At 67.1% G+C, this 18,738-nt stretch carries 18 protein-coding genes; 10 read left to right on the top strand and 8 right to left on the bottom strand.

Annotated features, from left to right (window positions below):
• Nucleotides 1-10: 10 nt before the first annotated feature.
• Nucleotides 11-2,038: a sodium-translocating pyrophosphatase gene (locus tag AC13GF_RS13265; protein WP_126929184.1), complete on the bottom strand. Its 2,028-nt coding sequence runs from the start codon at nt 2,036-2,038 to the stop codon at nt 11-13.
• Between the two features lie 309 nt (nt 2,039-2,347).
• Here AC13GF_RS13265 and AC13GF_RS13260 point away from each other — a divergent pair, with 309 nt between their 5' ends.
• On the top strand, nt 2,348-2,851 hold the full coding sequence (locus tag AC13GF_RS13260) for a hypothetical protein (protein ID WP_483004902.1): 504 nt from the start codon (nt 2,348-2,350) through the stop codon (nt 2,849-2,851).
• Nucleotides 2,852-2,925: 74 nt separating this feature from the next.
• Here the strand turns inward: AC13GF_RS13260 and AC13GF_RS13255 are convergent, their stop codons facing one another.
• The 3 genes from AC13GF_RS13255 to AC13GF_RS13245 all read right to left on the bottom strand — a co-directional run bounded on the left by AC13GF_RS13255 (nt 2,926) and on the right by AC13GF_RS13245 (nt 5,694).
• A complete protein-coding gene (locus AC13GF_RS13255) occupies nt 2,926-3,318 on the bottom strand; it encodes a DUF488 domain-containing protein (protein WP_483004901.1) in 393 nt (130 codons plus the stop codon).
• 119 nt (nt 3,319-3,437) lie between these two features.
• The gene (locus AC13GF_RS13250) at nt 3,438-4,232 is read right to left on the bottom strand and encodes a hypothetical protein (protein WP_483004900.1); all 795 of its coding nucleotides are present in this window, start codon (nt 4,230-4,232) and stop codon (nt 3,438-3,440) included.
• Between the two features lie 205 nt (nt 4,233-4,437).
• A complete protein-coding gene (locus AC13GF_RS13245; protein ID WP_197645309.1) occupies nt 4,438-5,694 on the bottom strand; it encodes a 6-phosphofructokinase in 1,257 nt (418 codons plus the stop codon).
• A gap of 136 nt (nt 5,695-5,830) precedes the next feature.
• Between AC13GF_RS13245 and AC13GF_RS13240 the strand changes: the two genes are divergently transcribed.
• From AC13GF_RS13240 to AC13GF_RS13230, 3 genes are all read left to right on the top strand, one after another.
• A complete protein-coding gene (locus AC13GF_RS13240; protein ID WP_010484004.1) occupies nt 5,831-6,394 on the top strand; it encodes an adenylate kinase in 564 nt (187 codons plus the stop codon).
• A 328-nt stretch (nt 6,395-6,722) separates the two neighbouring features.
• Nucleotides 6,723-8,087, top strand: coding sequence for a UDP-N-acetylmuramate:L-alanyl-gamma-D-glutamyl-meso-diaminopimelate ligase (mpl, locus tag AC13GF_RS13235; RefSeq protein WP_483004899.1), 1,365 nt, complete (start codon nt 6,723-6,725; stop codon nt 8,085-8,087).
• Entirely contained in the window at nt 8,084-8,662 is a 579-nt protein-coding gene (locus tag AC13GF_RS13230; RefSeq protein WP_010484006.1) for an LON peptidase substrate-binding domain-containing protein, read from the top strand. The genes mpl and AC13GF_RS13230 overlap by 4 nt, the downstream gene beginning before the upstream one ends.
• Before the next feature lie 150 nt (nt 8,663-8,812).
• Here the strand turns inward: AC13GF_RS13230 and AC13GF_RS13225 are convergent, their stop codons facing one another.
• Nucleotides 8,813-10,810 (bottom strand): bifunctional DedA family/phosphatase PAP2 family protein, encoded by a 1,998-nt coding sequence (locus AC13GF_RS13225; RefSeq protein WP_483004898.1) that lies wholly within the window; start codon nt 10,808-10,810, stop codon nt 8,813-8,815.
• Nucleotides 10,811-10,895: 85 nt separating this feature from the next.
• On the opposite strand from AC13GF_RS13225, the gene AC13GF_RS13220 reads away from it, so the two are divergent.
• Nucleotides 10,896-11,558, top strand: a complete 663-nt coding sequence (locus tag AC13GF_RS13220; protein WP_483004897.1) for a serine/threonine-protein kinase — start codon at nt 10,896-10,898, stop codon at nt 11,556-11,558.
• Nucleotides 11,555-12,061 (top strand): DUF2867 domain-containing protein, encoded by a 507-nt coding sequence (locus AC13GF_RS13215; RefSeq protein ID WP_483004896.1) that lies wholly within the window; start codon nt 11,555-11,557, stop codon nt 12,059-12,061. The genes AC13GF_RS13220 and AC13GF_RS13215 overlap by 4 nt, the downstream gene beginning before the upstream one ends.
• 110 nt (nt 12,062-12,171) lie before the next feature.
• Here the strand turns inward: AC13GF_RS13215 and AC13GF_RS13210 are convergent, their stop codons facing one another.
• Nucleotides 12,172-12,855 (bottom strand): hypothetical protein, encoded by a 684-nt coding sequence (locus tag AC13GF_RS13210; protein WP_483004895.1) that lies wholly within the window; start codon nt 12,853-12,855, stop codon nt 12,172-12,174.
• Nucleotides 12,856-12,963: 108 nt separating this feature from the next.
• Between AC13GF_RS13210 and AC13GF_RS13205 the strand changes: the two genes are divergently transcribed.
• The 3 genes from AC13GF_RS13205 to AC13GF_RS13195 all read left to right on the top strand — a co-directional run bounded on the left by AC13GF_RS13205 (nt 12,964) and on the right by AC13GF_RS13195 (nt 15,851).
• Nucleotides 12,964-13,782 (top strand): SDR family oxidoreductase, encoded by an 819-nt coding sequence (locus tag AC13GF_RS13205; protein WP_071228178.1) that lies wholly within the window; start codon nt 12,964-12,966, stop codon nt 13,780-13,782.
• A 93-nt stretch (nt 13,783-13,875) separates the two neighbouring features.
• Nucleotides 13,876-14,868, top strand: coding sequence for a YiiG family protein (locus AC13GF_RS13200; RefSeq protein WP_483004894.1), 993 nt, complete (start codon nt 13,876-13,878; stop codon nt 14,866-14,868).
• Between the two features lie 17 nt (nt 14,869-14,885).
• Nucleotides 14,886-15,851: a YiiG family protein gene (locus tag AC13GF_RS13195; protein WP_483004893.1), complete on the top strand. Its 966-nt coding sequence runs from the start codon at nt 14,886-14,888 to the stop codon at nt 15,849-15,851.
• Nucleotides 15,852-15,916: 65 nt separating this feature from the next.
• Here the strand turns inward: AC13GF_RS13195 and AC13GF_RS13190 are convergent, their stop codons facing one another.
• A complete protein-coding gene (locus AC13GF_RS13190; RefSeq protein ID WP_054172451.1) occupies nt 15,917-16,789 on the bottom strand; it encodes an ion transporter in 873 nt (290 codons plus the stop codon).
• Nucleotides 16,790-16,852: 63 nt separating this feature from the next.
• Here AC13GF_RS13190 and AC13GF_RS13185 point away from each other — a divergent pair, with 63 nt between their 5' ends.
• Nucleotides 16,853-18,079, top strand: a complete 1,227-nt coding sequence (locus tag AC13GF_RS13185) for an acetylornithine transaminase (RefSeq protein WP_006467246.1) — start codon at nt 16,853-16,855, stop codon at nt 18,077-18,079.
• Between the two features lie 53 nt (nt 18,080-18,132).
• On the opposite strand, the gene AC13GF_RS13180 is transcribed toward AC13GF_RS13185, so the two are convergent.
• Complete coding sequence (locus AC13GF_RS13180) at nt 18,133-18,735, bottom strand: HAD-IA family hydrolase (RefSeq protein ID WP_483004892.1); 603 nt, start codon at nt 18,733-18,735, stop codon at nt 18,133-18,135.
• Nucleotides 18,736-18,738: the final 3 nt, after the last annotated feature.

The raw sequence follows: 18,738 nt of genomic DNA, 5'->3' as shown, positions 1-18,738 counted from the left end.
TGGCGTGGATCTACAACAGCGGCACCAGCAGCAGCGCCACGATGTTGATGATCTTGATCAGCGGATTGATCGCCGGGCCGGCGGTGTCCTTGTACGGGTCACCGACGGTATCGCCGGTCACCGCGGCCTTGTGCGCCTCGCTGCCCTTGCCGCCGAAGTGGCCGTCCTCGATGTACTTCTTGGCGTTGTCCCAGGCGCCGCCGCCGGTGGTCATCGAAATGGCCACGAACAGGCCGGTCACGATGGTGCCGATCAACAGGCCGCCGAGCGCGCGTGGCCCCAGCAGCAGACCGACCACCACCGGCACGGCGACCGGCAGCAGCGACGGCACGATCATTTCGCGGATCGCCGAGCGGGTCAGCATGTCCACCGCCTTGTCGTACTGCGGCTTGCCGGTGCCCTGCATGATGCCGGGGATCTCGCGGAACTGGCGCCGCACCTCTTCCACCACTGCACCCGCCGCACGGCCGACCGCTTCCATCGCCATCGCACCGAACAGGTAGGGGATCAGGCCGCCGATCAGCAGCCCGATGATCACCGTGTGGTCGCTGAGGTCGAAGCGGAACTCCTGGCCGGGATTGGCCGCCTGCAGGTTGTGGGTGTAGTCGGCGAACAGCACGAGTGCGGCCAGCGCCGCCGATCCGATCGCGTAGCCCTTGGTCACCGCCTTGGTGGTGTTGCCCACCGCATCCAGCGGATCGGTGATGTCGCGGATTTCCGAGGGCAGCTCGGCCATTTCGGCGATGCCACCGGCGTTGTCGGTGATCGGTCCGTAGGCATCGAGGGCGACGATCATGCCGGCCATCGACAGCATCGCGGTGGCGGCGATGGCGATGCCGTACAGGCCGCCCAGCGCGAACGCACCCCAGATCGCCGCACACACCGCCACCACCGGCAGTGCGGTGGACTTCATCGAGATGCCGAGGCCGGCGATGATGTTGGTGCCGTGGCCGGTGGTCGACGCCTGTGCCACGTGCTGCACCGGCTTGTACTGGGTGCCGGTGTAGTACTCGGTGATCCACACGATCAGCCCGGTCAGGACCAGGCCGATCAACGCGCAGCCATACAGCGCCATCGGCCCGTGCACGTTGTCGGACATCAACCCGGTGGTGATCGGGTAGAAGGCGATGGCGGCCAGCACGCCGGAGACGATCACGCCCTTGTACAGCGCGCCCATGATCGAGCCGCCTGGCTTCACCTTGACGAACAGCGCACCGATGATCGAGGCGATGATCGACACGCCGCCCAGCACCAGCGGATACAGCACGGCGTTGGCACCTGCCTCGGCCAGCATCAGGCTGCCCAGCAGCATGGTGGCGATGACGGTGACCGCATAGGTTTCGAACAGGTCGGCGGCCATGCCGGCACAGTCGCCGACGTTGTCACCGACGTTGTCGGCGATCACCGCCGGGTTGCGCGGGTCGTCCTCGGGAATGCCGGCTTCGACCTTGCCGACCAGATCGGCGCCGACGTCGGCACCCTTGGTGAAGATGCCGCCGCCCAACCGCGCGAAGATCGAGATCAGCGAGGAGCCGAAGGCCAGGCCGACCAGCGCGTGCAGCGCCTGTTCCATCGGCAGGCCCATCCGCAGCAGCAGTGCGTAGTAGCCGGCCACGCCCAGCAGGCCCAGGCCGACCACCAGCATGCCGGTGATGGCGCCGCCGCGGAAGGCGACGTCCATTGCGGCGCTGATGCCGTGGCGTGCAGCTTCGGCAGTGCGCACGTTGGCGCGTACCGACACGTTCATGCCGATGTAGCCAGCCGCGCCGGACAGCACCGCGCCGACCGCGAAACCAATCGCGGTGTACCAGCTGAGGAAGATGCCGACCAGCACGAACAGCACCACACCGGCCACGCCGATGGTCAGGTACTGGCGGTTGAGATAGGCACGCGCACCTTCCTGGATCGCAGTGGCGATCGCGATCATGCGCTCATTGCCGGTGGGTTGGCGCAGGATCCAGCGCGCCGAGACGATTCCGAACAGGATCGCGAGAATGGCGCAGCCCAGCGCCAGTGACAGCCCGTGACGTTCCAGCATTAGACCCCTCCGCAGAATGGATGTAGGCATCCAGTGGCGATGAACGGCACCACGAGGGGGACGACGGGCTGCAGCCTGGAACCAACCCGTACCGACCTTGGCGGTCGTCCGACGTATGGCGGTGTTCAGCATTCCCTGGTACCCGCAGTATGCGTTCGGCGCACTGTAGAGTCGAGCCAATGCTCGACTGGCTCCTGCGTGCCGCGGCGCATGCCGCCAGTCCAAGGGCATGATTCGAGAGCCGCAGGCCTTTGCACCCCGTTAAGCCAGCCTCTGCAAGCCTGCGCACAGTCCCGTAGGAAATCCCCCATGCGCCTGTCCCTGTTGATGCTTGCCGCCCTGGTCCCGGCCGTGCCGGCATTCGCCGCGGAAATCCCGGAGCTGCAGCGCGCCGTGGGCGCCCCCCAGGCAGTGGGCGCGGTGCACACCCTGCGCCAGATCCCCGAGGCCTGCGCGCGCCTGGAAGGTGCTTTCACCGGTCAGGCGGCCGAGCCGTATCGCTTCGCACCGGTGCGGACCAGCGAGCAGTGCCAGCCGCGCGCGCGCTTCGTCGACTACGCCAAGGCGCAGCCAAGTGCCGACAAGGGCTGGAAGCTCAATGATGTGATCCGTGTGCCCAACGCCGCGTGCCCGGCGCAGCAGGCGGTGGTGCGGGTGTGGCGCCTGCCGTCGAGCAACAAGGTCGAGCTGGATGGGCAGGGCCAGTCGCGCATCTATCTGGAAGAGGCGAAGAAGCAGGCGGCGGCCGGCCAGATTCCGCAGGTGACGATGTTCGCCGCGCAGCTGCAGATGGAAGGCAAGGCCTGCAATTGATACAGGTGGGTGCCGACCGTTGGTCGGCACCGATGCCGCATCCACGCATGGCGTGGATCTACTGCGGCGCGCCATCATTCTCCGGCCAACGTCGCTCCGCGCGCCACCAGCAGCTCGCGCAATGCCCTGCGGTGGCAATGCGCTTCCTCCTCGCAGTAGCACCCCACGCTGATGTCGCTGTGCTGTGACATCGCGGCCAGCAGGTCCAGCGCGTGGGCCGCATCTGGCGCCTTCATCTCGGCCTTGTAGTGGCGGAAGAACGCATTCCAGTCGGCGGCCGTCTTCGCCTCATGCGCCCGCTTCACCAGTTCCGCGCTCGGTGACAGGGTCGGGAACCAGACGTCGTACCAGTCCTGCCGGGCGAACTCACTGCGCGGCACGCCGCGTGGCGGGCGCCGCACGGTACCGATGCGCAGCCCTTCGCCGGGGTGGCGCGGTGTACCCAGTCGAACAACACGCAGTGCCATGATGATTCCCAGGCGGGGCGTCCATCATCCTGCGATGCACGTGCGCCAGGCGTGAACCGCTGTGGAAATGAAAAGGCCCGGGCGCCTGCGCACCCGGGCCTTTCCCATGCTGGCGGCGATCAGTTGCCGCGGCAGTCCTTCAGCCACAACACCCGACCAATCTGGTCGTAGCTGTCGACCACGCCGGTCAGCGTCACCTTCTCGCGCGGGCGCAGGGCCAGCGCATACGCGGCCTGGTTGGCTGCGAACGAGCAGGAAATGGCCACGCGCTCAAAGTCGATGCTGCCATCGCTGGGCAGGTCGAAGCTGGTGTTGTAGGTGCCGCCACTGCGCAGCACGGAGGTGATGCGACCGGTGATGGCGTAGGTCTTGCCCTTGTAGCGCGGCTCGATCGCGGCCGGGTTGTCCTTGTTCTGGTTGCGCAGCTGGAAGCCGAAGCGGTCGGCGGCAATCGTTACCACCGACGCCTGCGGAGTGGCCTTGGCCGCCTGTTCGCCAGCCTTGCCCGGCTTGACCTGGTTGAGCAGCTTGCACATTTCTTCGCGCACGCCATCGGCCGACGCAATGGCGCCCTTGTTGACCTTCACCACCATGCCGACGGTGCCCTGGCCGCCTTCGGAGGTGGCGCTGATGATCATCGGAATCGGCTTGTGGGCCATGGATTCCGGTTCTTCGATCAGCATCGAGCCGCCTTCCACGTCCTCGCTGAGGACGTCCATGTTGGCGTTCTTGGCGATCACCCGCATCTGGCCGATGGCACTGGCCACGGTCAGGTCCGGATGGGTGACCGATGAAGTGAAGGTCGTGCCGACGAAGGGATTGCCCTTCTTCTGGAAGTTGCTTTCGCAGGTCGCAGCGAAGGCCGGCGCGGCAGCACCGCACAGCAGCGCGGCGATCAGGATCGGGTGCTTCATGGTTACAGTCCTTGTGAAATGGCAGCACAGGCCCGGGCCTTGAAGGCCGGGCAGCGTCGAATCTGGCTTGCGGCGGCCCCTTTGCCCCGGGCCGGAGCCCGATTGTGGGGCGCTTCGGCGGCCGCCGCAATGTGCCCTGCGCTCCGCACAGGGCTCAGCACAGAGGGGCGTATACGACTTAATCCCCTCCGTCCCCTTTTTTGGCTCAGCCCTCGAAGGCCGGCAGCTTCTGCTTCACCGCCACGTTCTTCAGGGTGACGTACTTCGGCAGGCCATCGGTGCCATACGGCAGCGGGGCTTCGCCCTTGATCAGGGGCGACAGGTAGGCCCGCGCCTTGGCGGTGATGCCGAAGCCATCGCGGCGGATGAAGCCGGCGGGCATCTTCTTTTCATGGTTGGCGATTTTCGACAGCGGTGCTGCTTCGATCTTCCAGCGGTAGGGCGCGTCGCTGCTGCGCACGATCACCGGCATCACGCCATTCTGGCCCTTCAGCGCCAGCTGCACGGCGGCCTTGCCGACTGCCTGCGCCTGCTCCCAGTCGGTCTTGCTGGCCAGGTGACGAGCCGAGCGCTGCAGGTAGTCGGGCAGCGCCCAATGGACCTTCAGGCCCAGCTGGTCCTTGACCCGGCCGGCCAGGTGCGCGGCTACGCCGCCCAGCTGCGAGTGCCCGAACGAGTCCTTGCCGCCACCGGCATCGGCGACGAAGCGGCCATCGGCGGTGGCGATGCCTTCCGACGCCACCACCACGCAGTAGCCGACGCGGTCGACCACGGCCTTCACCTTGGCCAGGAACGCCGCCTCGTCATAGGCGCGTTCGGGCAGCAGGATGATGTGCGGTGCTTCGTCATCGCCGTTGCCGGCAAGGCCGGCGGCCGCAGCCAGCCAGCCGGCGTGGCGGCCCATGGCCTCGTAGATGAAGACGCGGGTGGAAGTCTCGGCCATCGCCGCCACGTCCAGCGCCGCTTCGCGCACCGAGACCGCGGTGTACTTGGCCGCCGAGCCGAAGCCGGGGCAGGTGTCGGTCACTGCCAGGTCGTTGTCGATGGTCTTGGGTACGCCGATGCAGGTCAGGTCGTAGCCGGAGGCCTTGGCCAGCTGCGAGACCTTCAGCGCGGTGTCGGCCGAGTCGTTGCCGCCGTTGTAGAGGAACCAGCGCACGTCGTGTGCGCGCAGCACTTCCAGCAGGCGGTCGTAGCGGGCGCGGTCGGCGTCCAGCGATTTCAGCTTGACCCGGCACGAGCCGAAGGCGCCGCCGGGGGTATGGGCCAGGGCGCGGATCGCGGCGGCACTCTCCTTGCTGGTGTCGATCAGCTCCTCGCGCAGGGCGCCGAGGATGCCGTTGCGGGCGGCCAGGACCTTGATGCCCTTGGCTCGCGCCTGCTCGATCACCGCTGCGGCCGTGGCATTGATGACCGCGGTGACACCGCCGGACTGGGCGTAGAGAAGAGTACCGTTGCGCATGTTTCTACCTGCTCGGGGGAGGGGACATTGCAGGGACATTACCCGGATGCGGTAAAGTGGCGCTATTGCGGTGCAGCGATACCGGTCCGTCCGGGGCGCGAACCTTCTTTGTTTTCAACACGTTGGAGTCAGGTCAATGCGATTGGTTCTGTTGGGACCGCCCGGTTCGGGCAAGGGGACACAGGCGACGCGCCTGAAGGAAAAGCTGGGGATCGCCCACATTTCGACCGGTGACATGCTGCGCGCGGAAATCGCCGCGGGCACGGAGCTGGGCAAGCAGGCCAAGACGGTGATGGATGCCGGCAACCTGGTGTCGGACGACATCCTGCTGGGCATGCTGGAGTCGCGCTTGACCCAGGCCGATGTCGCCAAGGGCTTCATCCTTGATGGCTACCCGCGCAATGTGGCCCAGGCCAATGCGATGGACGGCCTTCTGGCCAAGATCGGCCAGCCGCTGGATGCCGTGGTGCAGCTGGACGTGGCCACCGAGCTGCTGGTCGATCGCATCGCCGGTCGTGCCAAGGAGCAGGGCCGCGCCGATGACACGCCGGAAGCGGTGCGCCAGCGCCTGCAGGTCTACAACGACCAGACCGCCCCGGTGGTGGACTTCTACGCCGGCCGTGGCACCCTGGCCCGCGTCGATGGCGTCGGCGAGCTGGACGAGATCGAAGCCCGCATCCTGGCGGCGATCAAGGGTTGATCCTGGAGGGCCGGTGTACTGCCGGCCCTTAGGGCGCAAAAAACACAGGCCTGGTCCGCGAGGACCAGGCCTGTGTCGTTTGATAGGCGCCAGCAGAGGGCTTGCTCAGGGCCCCGCAGCATGAGCTCCCTTGGGGATGGCCTCTTGGGGAGTAGGACCGGTTCGGGTACTGCGGCTGGCAGTTCGAATTGTGTCCGGGTTCACAGAACATCGCTATCGGGATTTCCCTGACAGATGATTGGAGTTTTCTCACATCCTGTGTAGGACTTGTCTTACCCCGGATCGGACATTGGCCCTATACAGCCGTCATCGGTCACAATCCTCGGTCATGAGCAGCGTACATATCCTTGCAATCGCCGGCACCTTCATGGGCGGCGTGGCCGCCCTGGCGCGGGAACTGGGCCATACGGTCAGCGGCAGCGACCAGGCCATCTACCCGCCGATGTCGACCCAGCTCGAGCAGCTGGGTATCACCCTGGACCAGGGCTACCGCGCCGACAGCGTGCCAGCCGGCACCGACGAGGTGGTGATCGGCAACGCACTCTCGCGCGGCAATGCCGCCGTTGAGGCCGTGCTCGACGCCGGCCAGCGCTACATTTCCGGTGCCCAGTGGCTGTCCGAACAGGTGCTGCCGGGCCGCGACACGCTGGCCGTGGCCGGCACCCACGGCAAGACCACCACCACCACCATCCTCACCTGGCTGCTGGAAAGCGCCGGCCGTTCGCCCGGTTTCCTGATCGGCGGCGTCGCCGAGGATTTCGGCGTCTCCGCCCGCCTGGGCCAGGGCCGCGAGTTCGTGGTCGAGGCCGACGAGTACGACACCGCGTTCTTCGACAAGCGCAGCAAGTTCGTGCACTACCGGCCGCTGGTGGCCATCCTCAACAACCTTGAATACGACCACGCCGACATCTTCCCGGACGTAGCCGCGATCCAGCGCCAGTTCCACCATCTGGTGCGTACGGTGCCGGCGCGTGGCCGGCTGATCGTCAACGGTGAGGATCAGCATCTGGCCGAAGTGCTGGCGATGGGCTGCTGGACCCCGGTCGAGCGTTTCGGATTCGATCCGTCGCTGGAATGGCATGCCGAGCTGCTGGCCGCCGATGGCAGCGCCTTCCGCGTGCATCACCGCGGGCAGGCAATGGGCGACGTGCAGTGGCCGCTGCTGGGCCGCCACAACGTGCTCAACGGCCTGGCCGCACTGGCCGCCGCACATGCGGTGGGCGTGGCACCGGCCGATGTGATTCCTGCGCTGGCGCGCTTCCGCAGCGTCAAGCGCCGCATGGAAGTGATCGGCCGCCATGACGGCATCACCATTTACGACGATTTCGCCCATCACCCGACTGCGATCGCCACCACGCTGGAAGGGCTGCGCGCCAAGGTGGGCGATGCGCGCATCGTGGTCGCGATGGAGCCGCGTAGCAATTCGATGCGGCTGGGCGCCCACGCGCAGGCGCTGGCACCCTCGCTGGCGCTGGCCGATGAAGTGGTGTTCCTGCATCGCCCGGAACTGGCCTGGGATGCCGCTTCGGTGATCGCCGCAGTGCGCGGTGAAGCGCACGCGGTGCCCGATACCGACGCGCTGCTGGCGCAATTGCAGGCCAGCGCGCGCCATGGCGACCATGTGGTGTTCATGTCCAACGGCGGCTTCGATGGCGCACCGCGCCGCTTCCTTGCCGCGCTGCAGGCCCGATGAGCGTCGACGGTTCGCTGCCGCTGTTTCCGCTGCACACCACGCTGGTGCCAGGTGCGGCGGTGGGCCTGCGCGTGTTCGAGCGCCGCTACCTGGATCTGGTCCGCGACAGCGGCCGCAGTGGTGAGGGCTTTGGTGTCTGCCTGATCCTCGACGGCCAGGAAGTGGGAGCCCCGGCGACACCGGCGGCGTATGGCGTGCAGGTACGCATCGAAGACTTCGATGTCGGCGCCGACGGCGTGCTGCAGCTGCGCCTGCGCGGCACCCGCCGCTTTCATGTCGAGCGCACCCGCGTACGCGACAACGGCCTGGTGGTGGCCGACGTGCGCTGGTGCGATGAAGACCCGGACGATGAGCTACGGCCGCAGCATGCGCTGCTGGCCACGGTGCTGGGACACATCATCGAACAGGCCGGCGAGGCCTATGCGCCGGCCAACCCGGCGCTGCTGGACCAGGCCAGTTGGGTCGGCTGGCGGCTGGCCGAGCTGTTGCCGCTGAGCGAGCAGCAGCGCCTGCAGCTGCTGCAGATGGATGACCCGCACCAGCGACTGCAGCAGTTGCTGGGCTGGATGCCGTAGAAGCCTGCCTCGGGTGGGTGTGCACCTTGGTGCACACGCTGGGGCATGCGGGGAATGCCATCCATGCATGGCGTGGATCTACTCCGCCGGGCATGGTTCGGCGCTACCTGTCCGTGTTCCGGCAGCGCCGGGTCATGCCCGGCGGCCTCCTCAGGGCGTGGTGGTCTTCAACCGCAGCACCGGCAGCCCGGTTTCGCTGTGCACGTCCTCGCGTTGCGGCAGGTCCTGCACGGCGTCCTTCACCGCGTTCAACGCTGGGTCGACACCACGCAGCGGGTGCCACATGCCGATCCATTCGAAGTGGCGCTCGTAACGCAGGGTCTGTGCACTGCCCAGCCACAGCGGCGTGTTGCCCGGCTGCAGCTGTGCCGGTGCCGGCCACAGGCGCAGCACATGGCGCTCATCCGGCTTCGCACCCTGGCGCACCATCAGCAGCGCCTCCACGCGCGTTTCCAGCGTGGCCGGCAGCACCGGCAGTTCGTCGGCGCCGGTGTTCTTGTCCAGCATCAGCAGCGCCTGCTGCCAGCCGGCCTGTTCCTGCCGCTTCCAGCCGCGCGCTTCCAGCTGCGCCTGCAGCGGCGCCAGCGGTCCCGCCACCTGCACGTCCAGCGGCCAGCGCTGGTCGTCGTCGAACTCGTTGCGGCGCGCCGGCAGCGTCACCCAGTCGTGCTGCCACCAGGCCTGCATGTCCATCGCCTGCGGGGCCGGCAGGGTCGGTTCGAAGCGTTCCAGCTTCACCGGGATGTTCCGTGGCGCATAGCACATGGCCGCCACGGCGAAGACGCCGTAGAACAGCCAGGCCACCGGCTTCACCCAGAACGAGCGGTTGAAGCGGCGGCGGTAGGCGATGCCCAGCACCAGCAGCCAGAACGTGCCGAACAGCATGCCGCCGATCACATCGCTCAGCCAATGCGCGCCCAGGTACAGGCGCGAGAAACCGATCAGGCTGACCACGATGCCCGACACCAGATAGGGCCAGACGCGGGTGCGGCCGGGCATCTCGCGGGCAATCAGCACCGCGAAGAAGCCGAAGGTGATGGTGGCCATGGTCACCGACACCGAGGGGAAACCGAAGCCGCTGCTGGCGTCGACCGGGCGCACCACATCCACGGTGGCACCGAGCAGCATGGTCAGTGCCAGGCCGAAGGCAAGCGCGGCCAGCCAGTGTGCGGCCGCCATCCAGCGCCGGCGCCAGATCAGGTAGCCCATCGCCGCCGCGGTGGCCGGCAGCAGTACCTGCCAGGCGCCCAGTGATGCCAGCGCGGCCATCGGGTAATCGGCCAGCGGATTGCGCAGCGCCAGCATGGCCTGGTGCACCAGCAGGTCGATGGCCAGCGGCTCGCCGTGTGCGACCACCACGGTCAGCAGCGCGAACCAGCCCCAGCCCAGCACCAGCAGCATCAACGCCAGCATCGCCAGCGGCACCGACTCGCGCCGTTTCGGGTCCAGCACACCGACGGTATAGCGGCCCAGCGTCGGGTGGCGGTTGGACCAGTCCAGCAGGCGTGCCAGCCAGTTGTCCATGCGCGCGGCCGACCAGCGGTAGCCGTACAGCACGATGGCCCAGACCAGGCCAAGGATCACCGCCAGCAGGCCGACCACCACCACCAGTCGCCCGGCCACAGCGGCCACCGCGTCATACGCCTCACCGAGAATCCAGCCCGGGGCCAGGAACAGTACGGCCCAGGAGATGCTGGCGATGCCACTGGCCTGAACGTAGCGGCTGGCCGGCATCTTCATCATGCCGGCGATGGCCGGCACGAACGGGCGGATCGCGCCCACATAGCGTGCAATCAGGATGCTCTTGAAGGCATTGCGGCGGAACAGGTTCTCGCCGCGGTCGAGCAGCTGCGGGTAACGGCTGAACGGCCACACGCCACGCAGGCGGTCGCCCCAGCGGCGGCCGATCCAGTAACTGATGCCGTCACCGGCGAACGCGCCCAGGGCGGCTGCCGCCACCGCGTATGGCCCGGAGATCTGGCCCAGGCCGATGAACACGCCCACCGCGAACAGCAACGGCAGCGCCGGCACGATGGCGCCAAGAATGATCACCGCATCGCAGAAGGCGATGAGGAAGATAACGGCGCCCGCCAACACGGGGTGAGCGGCAATCCACGCGAGCGTGGCGTCGATCCATGAAGAGTCCATTGCCCGATTATAGGGGCGTGAAGGTGACTGGTTCCCAGCCGCTTCGTGACCGTTTGCAACCAGTGCCATCGCCTAGAATGGGCCCATGCCGCATACGCCTGATGCTCCACCGCATGCCTTGAAGGCCGACAGCTTCGGCCGGATCCTCCTTGTGAAAGGGCCCGATGGTCCTTTTGTGCGCCGTGATCTGGGCGCCACGCCGCTGTGGTTGCGGCTGCCTGCGTGGTGGCTGGCCCGCCGCGAAGCCCGCGCGCTGCAGCACATCCATGGCATGGCCGATGTGCCGCAGCTGCTGGCCTGGAATGGCCATCACCTGGACCGCAGCTTCATGGCCGGCGACGCCATGTACCAGCGCCCACCGCGTGGCGACCTGGCCTGGTTCCGCGCCGCGCGCCGGCTGCTGCAGCAGCTGCATCGGAACGGCGTGGCCCACAACGATCTGGCCAAGGAAGCCAACTGGCTGGTCACCGAAGATGGGCGACCGGCGCTGATCGACTTCCAGCTGGCGGTGATCGGCAACCCGCGCTCGCGCTGGATGCGGCTGCTGGCCCGCGAGGACCTGCGCCACCTGCTCAAGCACAAGCGCATGTACTGCCGCGAGTCGCTCACCCCGGTGGAGAAGCGCGTGCTCAAGCGCACCTCGTGGGTGCGCGAGCTGTGGTTCGCCACCGGCAAGCCGGTCTACCGCTTCGTCACCCGACGCATCCTGCATTGGGAAGACAACGAAGGGCAGGGGCCGAAGCCGTGAGCCGCGTGCAGGTGGTGAGCGGCCCGCCGAGTGCGGGCAGCGTCCTGCACCCACAGCTGGCTGGCGCCGACTTCGTGCACGCCTGCCAGGCGACGACCCGTCGTGATGGGCGCTCGGCCTTGCAGGCCTATCGCGATATGGCGGCGACCATTCCCGGCTGGTTCGATGGGCTGATGGCGCTGCGCAACCACGGCATGCGCCTGCTCGGCATGAAGCATCTGGGCTCGTTGCGTGCGGTGCAGGTTGTCGAAGATCCTCAGCCCGGCCAGCGGCTGGGCATCTTCACCCTGCAGTCGCTGGACGACGATGCCATCGTGCTGGAAGACGACGACCGCCACCTGCGTGTGCAGCTGGCGCTGCAGTGGCAGGGCGACGTGCTGGAAGTGGCGACGGTGGTGCATACGCACAACGCGTTCGGGCGTGCGTACATGCTGCCGGTTGCCCCGGTGCATCGGTTGATAGTGCCGCATCTGATGGAGAAGCAGGTGCGGTTGTACCGGTAGATCCACGCCATGCGTGGATGCGCCGTGGCCGTCGTAGAGCCGAGCTTGCTCGACTGAAATGCCAGAAGCAGTCGAGCACGCTCGACTCTACGAAGTGAGAGTCGGTGGCCTTACGGCGTCGCGGGCACCACCTGCTGGCCGATGAAGTTACGCTTGGCGTCGAAGTCGTAGGCAATCTGCAACTGCCCCACATCCGGGCAGGCGTGGCAGTCGCGCAGCGGTGTGCGGTACAGCAGGCGGATGCCGCCGTTCTCCAACGGCGAGGCGCCGGCCGACTGCGCCGGTGCGAACGGCGTGGCTTGCGGGTTGGCCTTCAGCAGCTCCTGCACAGTGGGGTCGGCACGCAGGGTGTCGTCCAACTGCACGGCATCCACATCGATGCGCTTGCCGCTGGTATCGACCAAGCGGGTGCCCTCATTGGTGTTGGCGCGGAACGGATACTCGACCGTGGCAATGCCCAGTCCTTCGTTCTCGTGCCATGCGGTCACATAGGCCAGCTCGCCGCCGGTGGACAACTGCTCGGCGGCGGTGATGGCATCGGCGCTGGCGCCACCGGCGCGCATCGCGTCGCGAAGGCAATCCCGGGTGGCCGCATTCTCGCCCTGGCGGCAGGCGTTGAGGTCGCCATCCCAGACCACCGCCTCGCTCCAGCGCATCTTGCCGTCGGCGGCGGCCTTCTCCGCACTGGGCGCGTCACCGGCGGGCGGCTCCTTTCCGGGTTCCGGCGAACGGCCCTGACAGGCGGTCAGCAGGACAAGCCCCAGGGCAGGCAGCAACAGGCGGGAACGGCGCATGGCGTGGACCTCGTGCGTTGTCTGGAGGCCCGAGTATCGTCAAGGGCGGGTGAACTCCGCGTCGGCGCGGCATACTGGCGGCTCATTGCATACGCTGGAGTGTGGAACGTGGGCAGTCTGCAGGGCAAAACGCTTTTCATCACCGGTGCCTCGCGTGGCATCGGCCTGGCCATCGCACTGCGCGCTGCGCGCGACGGGGCCAACGTGGCCATCGCGGCCAAGTCGTCGGTGCCGAACCCGAAGCTGCCGGGCACCATTCACACCGCGGCCGAAGCGGTAACGGCAGCCGGTGGCCAGGGCCTGGCCCTGAAGTGCGACATCCGCGAGGAAGAGCAGGTGCAGGCGGCGGTGGCGGCCACGGTCGATACCTTCGGTGGCATCGACATCCTGATCAACAACGCCAGCGCGATCTGGTTGCGCGGCACGCTGGATACGCCGATGAAGCGTTTCGACCTGATGCAGCAGGTCAATTCGCGCGGCAGCTTCCTGTGCGCGCAGGCCTGCCTGCCGTACCTGCTGCAGGCGCCGAACCCGCATATCCTGACTCTGGCGCCGCCGCCGAGCCTGGAGCCGAAGTGGTGGGCACCGCACACCGGCTACACGCTGGCGAAGATGGGCATGAGCTTCGTCACCCTGGGCCTGGCCGCGGAATTTGGTCCGCAGGGCGTAGCGGTGAATGCGCTGTGGCCGCGCACGGTCATCGCCACCGATGCGATCAACATGATTCCGGGCGTGGATGCGGCCGGCTGCCGCACGCCGCAGATCATGGCCGATGCCGCGCATGCGGTGCTGGTGCGCGAAGCGGCAGGCTTCCACGGCCAGTTCCTGATCGACGATGAAGTGCTGGCGCAGGCCGGTATCACCGATCTTTCGGGCTACGCGGTGGATCCGTCGCGTCCGTTGTTGCCGGATCTGTTCCTGGATTGACCGCGCGTCGCCGGAAGAGGCCGAGGGCTCCGACCCTCGGCCTGCTGCGCTAGAATGCGCGACTGTAATCGTTTTCAACAAGGATGTGAGCACATGTCACGCACTCTTTCCGTCGCGGCGCTGGCCGCTTCGCTGTCGTTGATCCTGACCGCCTGCGGAGGCAAGGCCCCCGCAGCTGCGGGCGGTGCCGCTGCCTCCGGCACGCCGGACGCCAGCGCGGCCCTGTCCGACACACAGCAGCAGTTGACCGCCAAGCTCAACGCCTACATCGGCTGCTTCAACGCGCTGGATTCGAAAACCCACGGCAGCATCCAGTCCTACACGCGCTGGATCAAGGATGTCGACGCTGGCCCGACCGGGCGCGAGACGCACGTGTACGGCCCGTTCGAGATCAGCGACTACGACATGAAGCAGTGCGACGCTCCGGTGACCGGGGCGATTGCTGCCAAGCCGGCGCTGGCCGAACTCGATGCTGCTGCAGGCCACTACCAGCAGGCGCTGAAGGCGCTGGTGCCGGTCAGCAAGGACGCGCACGACTACTACGATCGCCAGGACTACGAGGACGACCAGTTTGCCAAGGGCAAGCAGCTGCACGCGCCCTTGATGGCCGCCTTCAAGGATTTCGTGGCTGCCAGCGAAACGTTCAATGCCGAGCTGGAGCGCCAGAACGACGCTGCCCAGCGTGAGCAGCTCAAGGCGCTGGAACAGGCCGAGGGGCGCACGCGTGAGTACTACCGTCTGGCGATGATGCTGGAAGCCAAGGCCATCATGGATCTGATGAGCGAGGACGATTTCGATCAGGCCAAGGCCCGCGAACGCTTGGATGCCTTCAACCGCATTTCCGATGAAGCGCACGCCAAGGTTGCCGACCAGGAGCCGGGCAAGTCGGACTGGGAAGGCTTCGAACGTGGGGCCGAGAATTTCCGGCGCGAAGGCAAGGAGCGGCTGCAGCGCGTCAGCGAGAAAAAGCCTTACACCGATTTCGAACGACGCATGCTTGATTCGCCCTCGATGGCGCCGCGCGGTTCGGCCAGCAAGCTGATGCAGGAATACAACACGCTCGTTTTCCAGAGCAACCGCCAGTGACCGGCGCGCCAGCACCCATGCGAGAGACCATGACGACGTCCTATCTGCGTATCGCGCCGCTGCTGCTGGTCGGCGCTGTGGCTGGCCTGAGCGGCTGCAACAAACCGGCAGGGCTGTCGGTGGCCGACCCCGGCCTGGAGAAGGTGAACGCCTACATCGAGTGCTACAACGGCGTTGAACAGCCCATCCACGAGGGCTTCCAGGCCTACACCGGCTGGATGAAGGACCCCGAAGCCGGCCCGACCGGCAAGGAAGAGCAGCCGCGTTCGCCTGGAAAGGTGCTGTCGCATCGCGTCGAGTACTGCGGCCAGCCACTGACCGACGCGCTGGCGAAGACCCCGGCACTGCCGATGGATGGCCCCGCGCGTGACTATCAGCAGGCCTTCCAGGCATTGAATACCCTGGTCGAGCGCGCCGATGGCTACTTCACCCGCGAGGACTATCGTCGTGATGGCGGTGACGGGATGCGCAGCCAGCATGCCCCGCTGATGCAGGCCTATGCTGATTTCTTCAAGGCCAGCGAAGCGATGGATGTGGCGCTGGAAAAGAACGAGAACGATCGCCGTGCCGCGCAGCTGAAGCAGATCGAGGAGAGCGAAGGCCGCTCGCTGGCGTATTACCACCTGCGCCTTGTCGGTGACGGCAAGCAGCTGGCGATGGCGTTCCAGAGCGACGCACCGGACGTTGCGGCGCTGCGCGTGCAGCTGGCTGACTATCAGGCACTGGTGACGGAAATCCAGAACGGCGGTGTCGGCAAGGGCGACCCGATGTGGGGCCATGTGCAGCGTTCGGCAGACAAGCTGGTGCGTACCGCGGGACGCGGCGTCGAGCGCCTGGAGCAGCACAAGCCGATCACTGCCGACGCGCTGGCGGCAGAGCGGAAGGCGTCGGGCAGTTGGCTCACTACCGACCCGGAAGGGGCGCAGTCAACGATCCTCGCCGCGTACAACGATCTGGTGACCACCAGCAACCGCATGCGGTGAGCAACGGCACACGCATCCATGCGTAACCGCCGAGGGGGAGTGCCGGCCGCTGGCCGGCATGAGCCTCAATGGTTGAACGCATCCGGCAGCTTGCCGCCGCACTTGCGGCAGTGCAGTGCATCCGGTTCATGGCCTTCCAGCCCACAGTCCGGGCAGCCACGCGCATCGCGGCGTGCGGCCTGCTCGGCTTCACGCATGGTGCTGGCCAGTTCGGCGGTGTAGATGCCGGTGGGCACGGCGATGATGCTGTAGCCGATCAGGATCAGCACCGAGGTGACGAAGCGGCCGAGCACGGTCTGCGGCACGATGTCGCCGAAGCCGACCGTGGCCATGGTCACCACCGCCCAGTACATGCTGGCCGGGATATTGGTGAAGCCGTGTTCGGGGCCCTCGATCACGTACATCAGCGCACCGGCGATGATGGTGATGGTGATCACCGTGAACAGGAACACCAGCACCTTGCGCCGGCTGCGCCACAGCGACGTCATCAACACGCCGCTTTCCTCGATGTAGCGGGTCAGCTTGAGGATGCGGAACACGCGCAGGATGCGCAGCGCGCGCACCACCAGCAGGCTCTGCGCGCCGGGGATGAACATCGACAGGTAGGCGGGCAGGATCGACAGCAGGTCGATGATGCCCCAGATGCTCACCGCATACCGCAGCGGGCGCTTGACCACCGCCAGCCGCAGCAGGTACTCGGCGGTGAAGATGATCGTGAAGCCCCATTCCAGGATGTACAGTCCGGTGGACCATTCGGCATGCAGGTGCTGCACGCTGTCGATCATCACCACCAGGATGCTGGCGACGATCGCCACCACCAGGATCAGGTCGAAATTGCGCGAAGGCCGGGTGTCATGGCGGTAGATGATGTCGAACCACCGACGGCGCCAGCCGGTCTCGGTGGCGGGGTTCAGCTGGGGGGCGGAAAACGGTCGCATGGGCGCATTGTGCCGCAGGGGTTCCGGCGCGAGAATGGGGATTCCTGAACCCTGCCGACTGCCATGACCGCCGCTACCGATCCGCTGATCTCCCTTTCGCACTATTACCTGCCGGTCTACAAGCCCCGCCAGGTGGTACTGGAACGAGGCCAGGGCGCCCGCGTGTGGGACAGCCAGGGCCGTGAGTTCATCGACCTGGCCGCCGGCATCGCCGTGTGTGGCCTGGGCCACAACGATCCAGACCTGGTGGCCGCGCTGGTCGAGCAGGCCGGCAAGCTGTGGCACACCAGCAACGTGTTCTACAGCGCGCCGCCGCTGCACCTGGCCGAGGAACTGGTGAAGGCCAGCCGCTTCGCCGAGCGCGTGTTCCTGTGCAATTCCGGCGCCGAAGCCAATGAAGTGGCGATCAAGATGGTCCGCAAGTGGGCCTCCAGCCAGGGCCGCCCGGCCGACAAGCGGGTGATCATCACCTTCCGTGGCAGCTTCCACGGTCGCACCATGGGCGCGGTGACCGCTACCGCCCAGCCGAAGTACCAGGAAGGCTACGAGCCGCTGCCGGGTGGCTTCCGCTACATCGATTTCAACGACGAAGTGCAGCTGGAAACCGCGATGGCCGCCGGCGATGTGGCCGCGGTGATGCTGGAGCCGATCCAGGGCGAGGGCGGTGTGATGCCGGCCAAGTCCGGCTTCCTCAAGCGCGTGCGCGAACTGTGCGACCAGCACAACGCGCTGCTGGTGCTGGACGAGATCCAGGCCGGCATGGGCCGCACCGGCACGCTGTTCGCGCACTGGCAGGACGACGTGGTGCCGGACATGGTGACCCTGGCCAAGGCGCTCGGTGGCGGCTTCCCGATCGGCGCGATGCTGGCTGGCCCGAAGGTGGCCGAAACCATGCAGTTCGGTGCGCACGGCACCACCTTCGGTGGCAACCCGCTGGCGGCTGCGGTGGCCCGCGTGGCACTGCGCAAGCTGGCCTCGGCGGAGATCGCCGCCAACGTCAGCCGCCAGTCGAAGGCGCTGCGCGATGGCTTCGCCCGCATCAATGACGAGTTCGGTGTGTTCAGCGACGTGCGTGGCCGTGGCCTGATGCTGGGCGCGGTGCTGAGCAAGGACTTCGCCGGTCAGGCCGGTGCGATCCTCGACCACGCCGCCGAGCAGGGTCTGCTGACCCTGCAGGCCGGCCCGGATGTGCTGCGCTTCGTGCCGTCGCTGAACATCACCGACGAAGAAGTGGCCGAAGGCCTGAAGCGCCTGCGCGCAGCGATTGCTGCGTTCATCGCGGCGCGCTGAAGCCATGGTGCTGGGGTCGGATCCCTCTCCTGCGGAGAGGGCTCTGACCCCGATCAGCTCACCGAGTAACGTTTCAACACCTTGCCCAATCCCCGGCCATCGCGCACGGTTTCCGCGTGCAGGCCGGCGGCGCGTGCGCCGCGCACATTGGCAAACAGGTCATCGACGAACAACGTTCGCGCAGGCGCCACGCCCAGCGCTTCCAGCGTGCGCAGGAAGACTTCCGGTGCGGGTTTGCGCAGGCCGAAATCCGCGCTGCAGAACACGCGCTCCCGCAGGGCCGGGAAGAGTTCCGGCAGCAGGGTGGGCAAGGCCTGCTGCATCAGTGCGCCGTTGTTGGTCAGCACTGCCAGTGGCAGCTGCAGGGCCTGCAGTCGCTGCAACACGGCAGTCTGCGGATGGCTGGCGGCCCGTCGCGCCGCGGTCCATGCAGCCACATCGACAGTCGTGCCCAGAAGCTCCCCTAATCGCGCCAGATAGGCCGGGCCATCCAGCGTGCCATTGTCATGCGCCGCTTCCAGTCCGCTGTCATACAGCGCCGCCTGCACCGCCGCAGCAGGAACCGCCAGCGCCTGCGCCAGGTGCAGCACGCGCTGCGCGCGCTGGTACTGCACCAGCACGCCATCCACATCCAGCAGCAACAGATCGATCCGCATCGG

Source organism: Stenotrophomonas sp. 22LJNL06-5-1, assembly GCF_056861455.1.
Note: the sequence above shows the minus strand (reverse complement) of the source record. Positions and strands in the feature narration are given on the sequence as shown.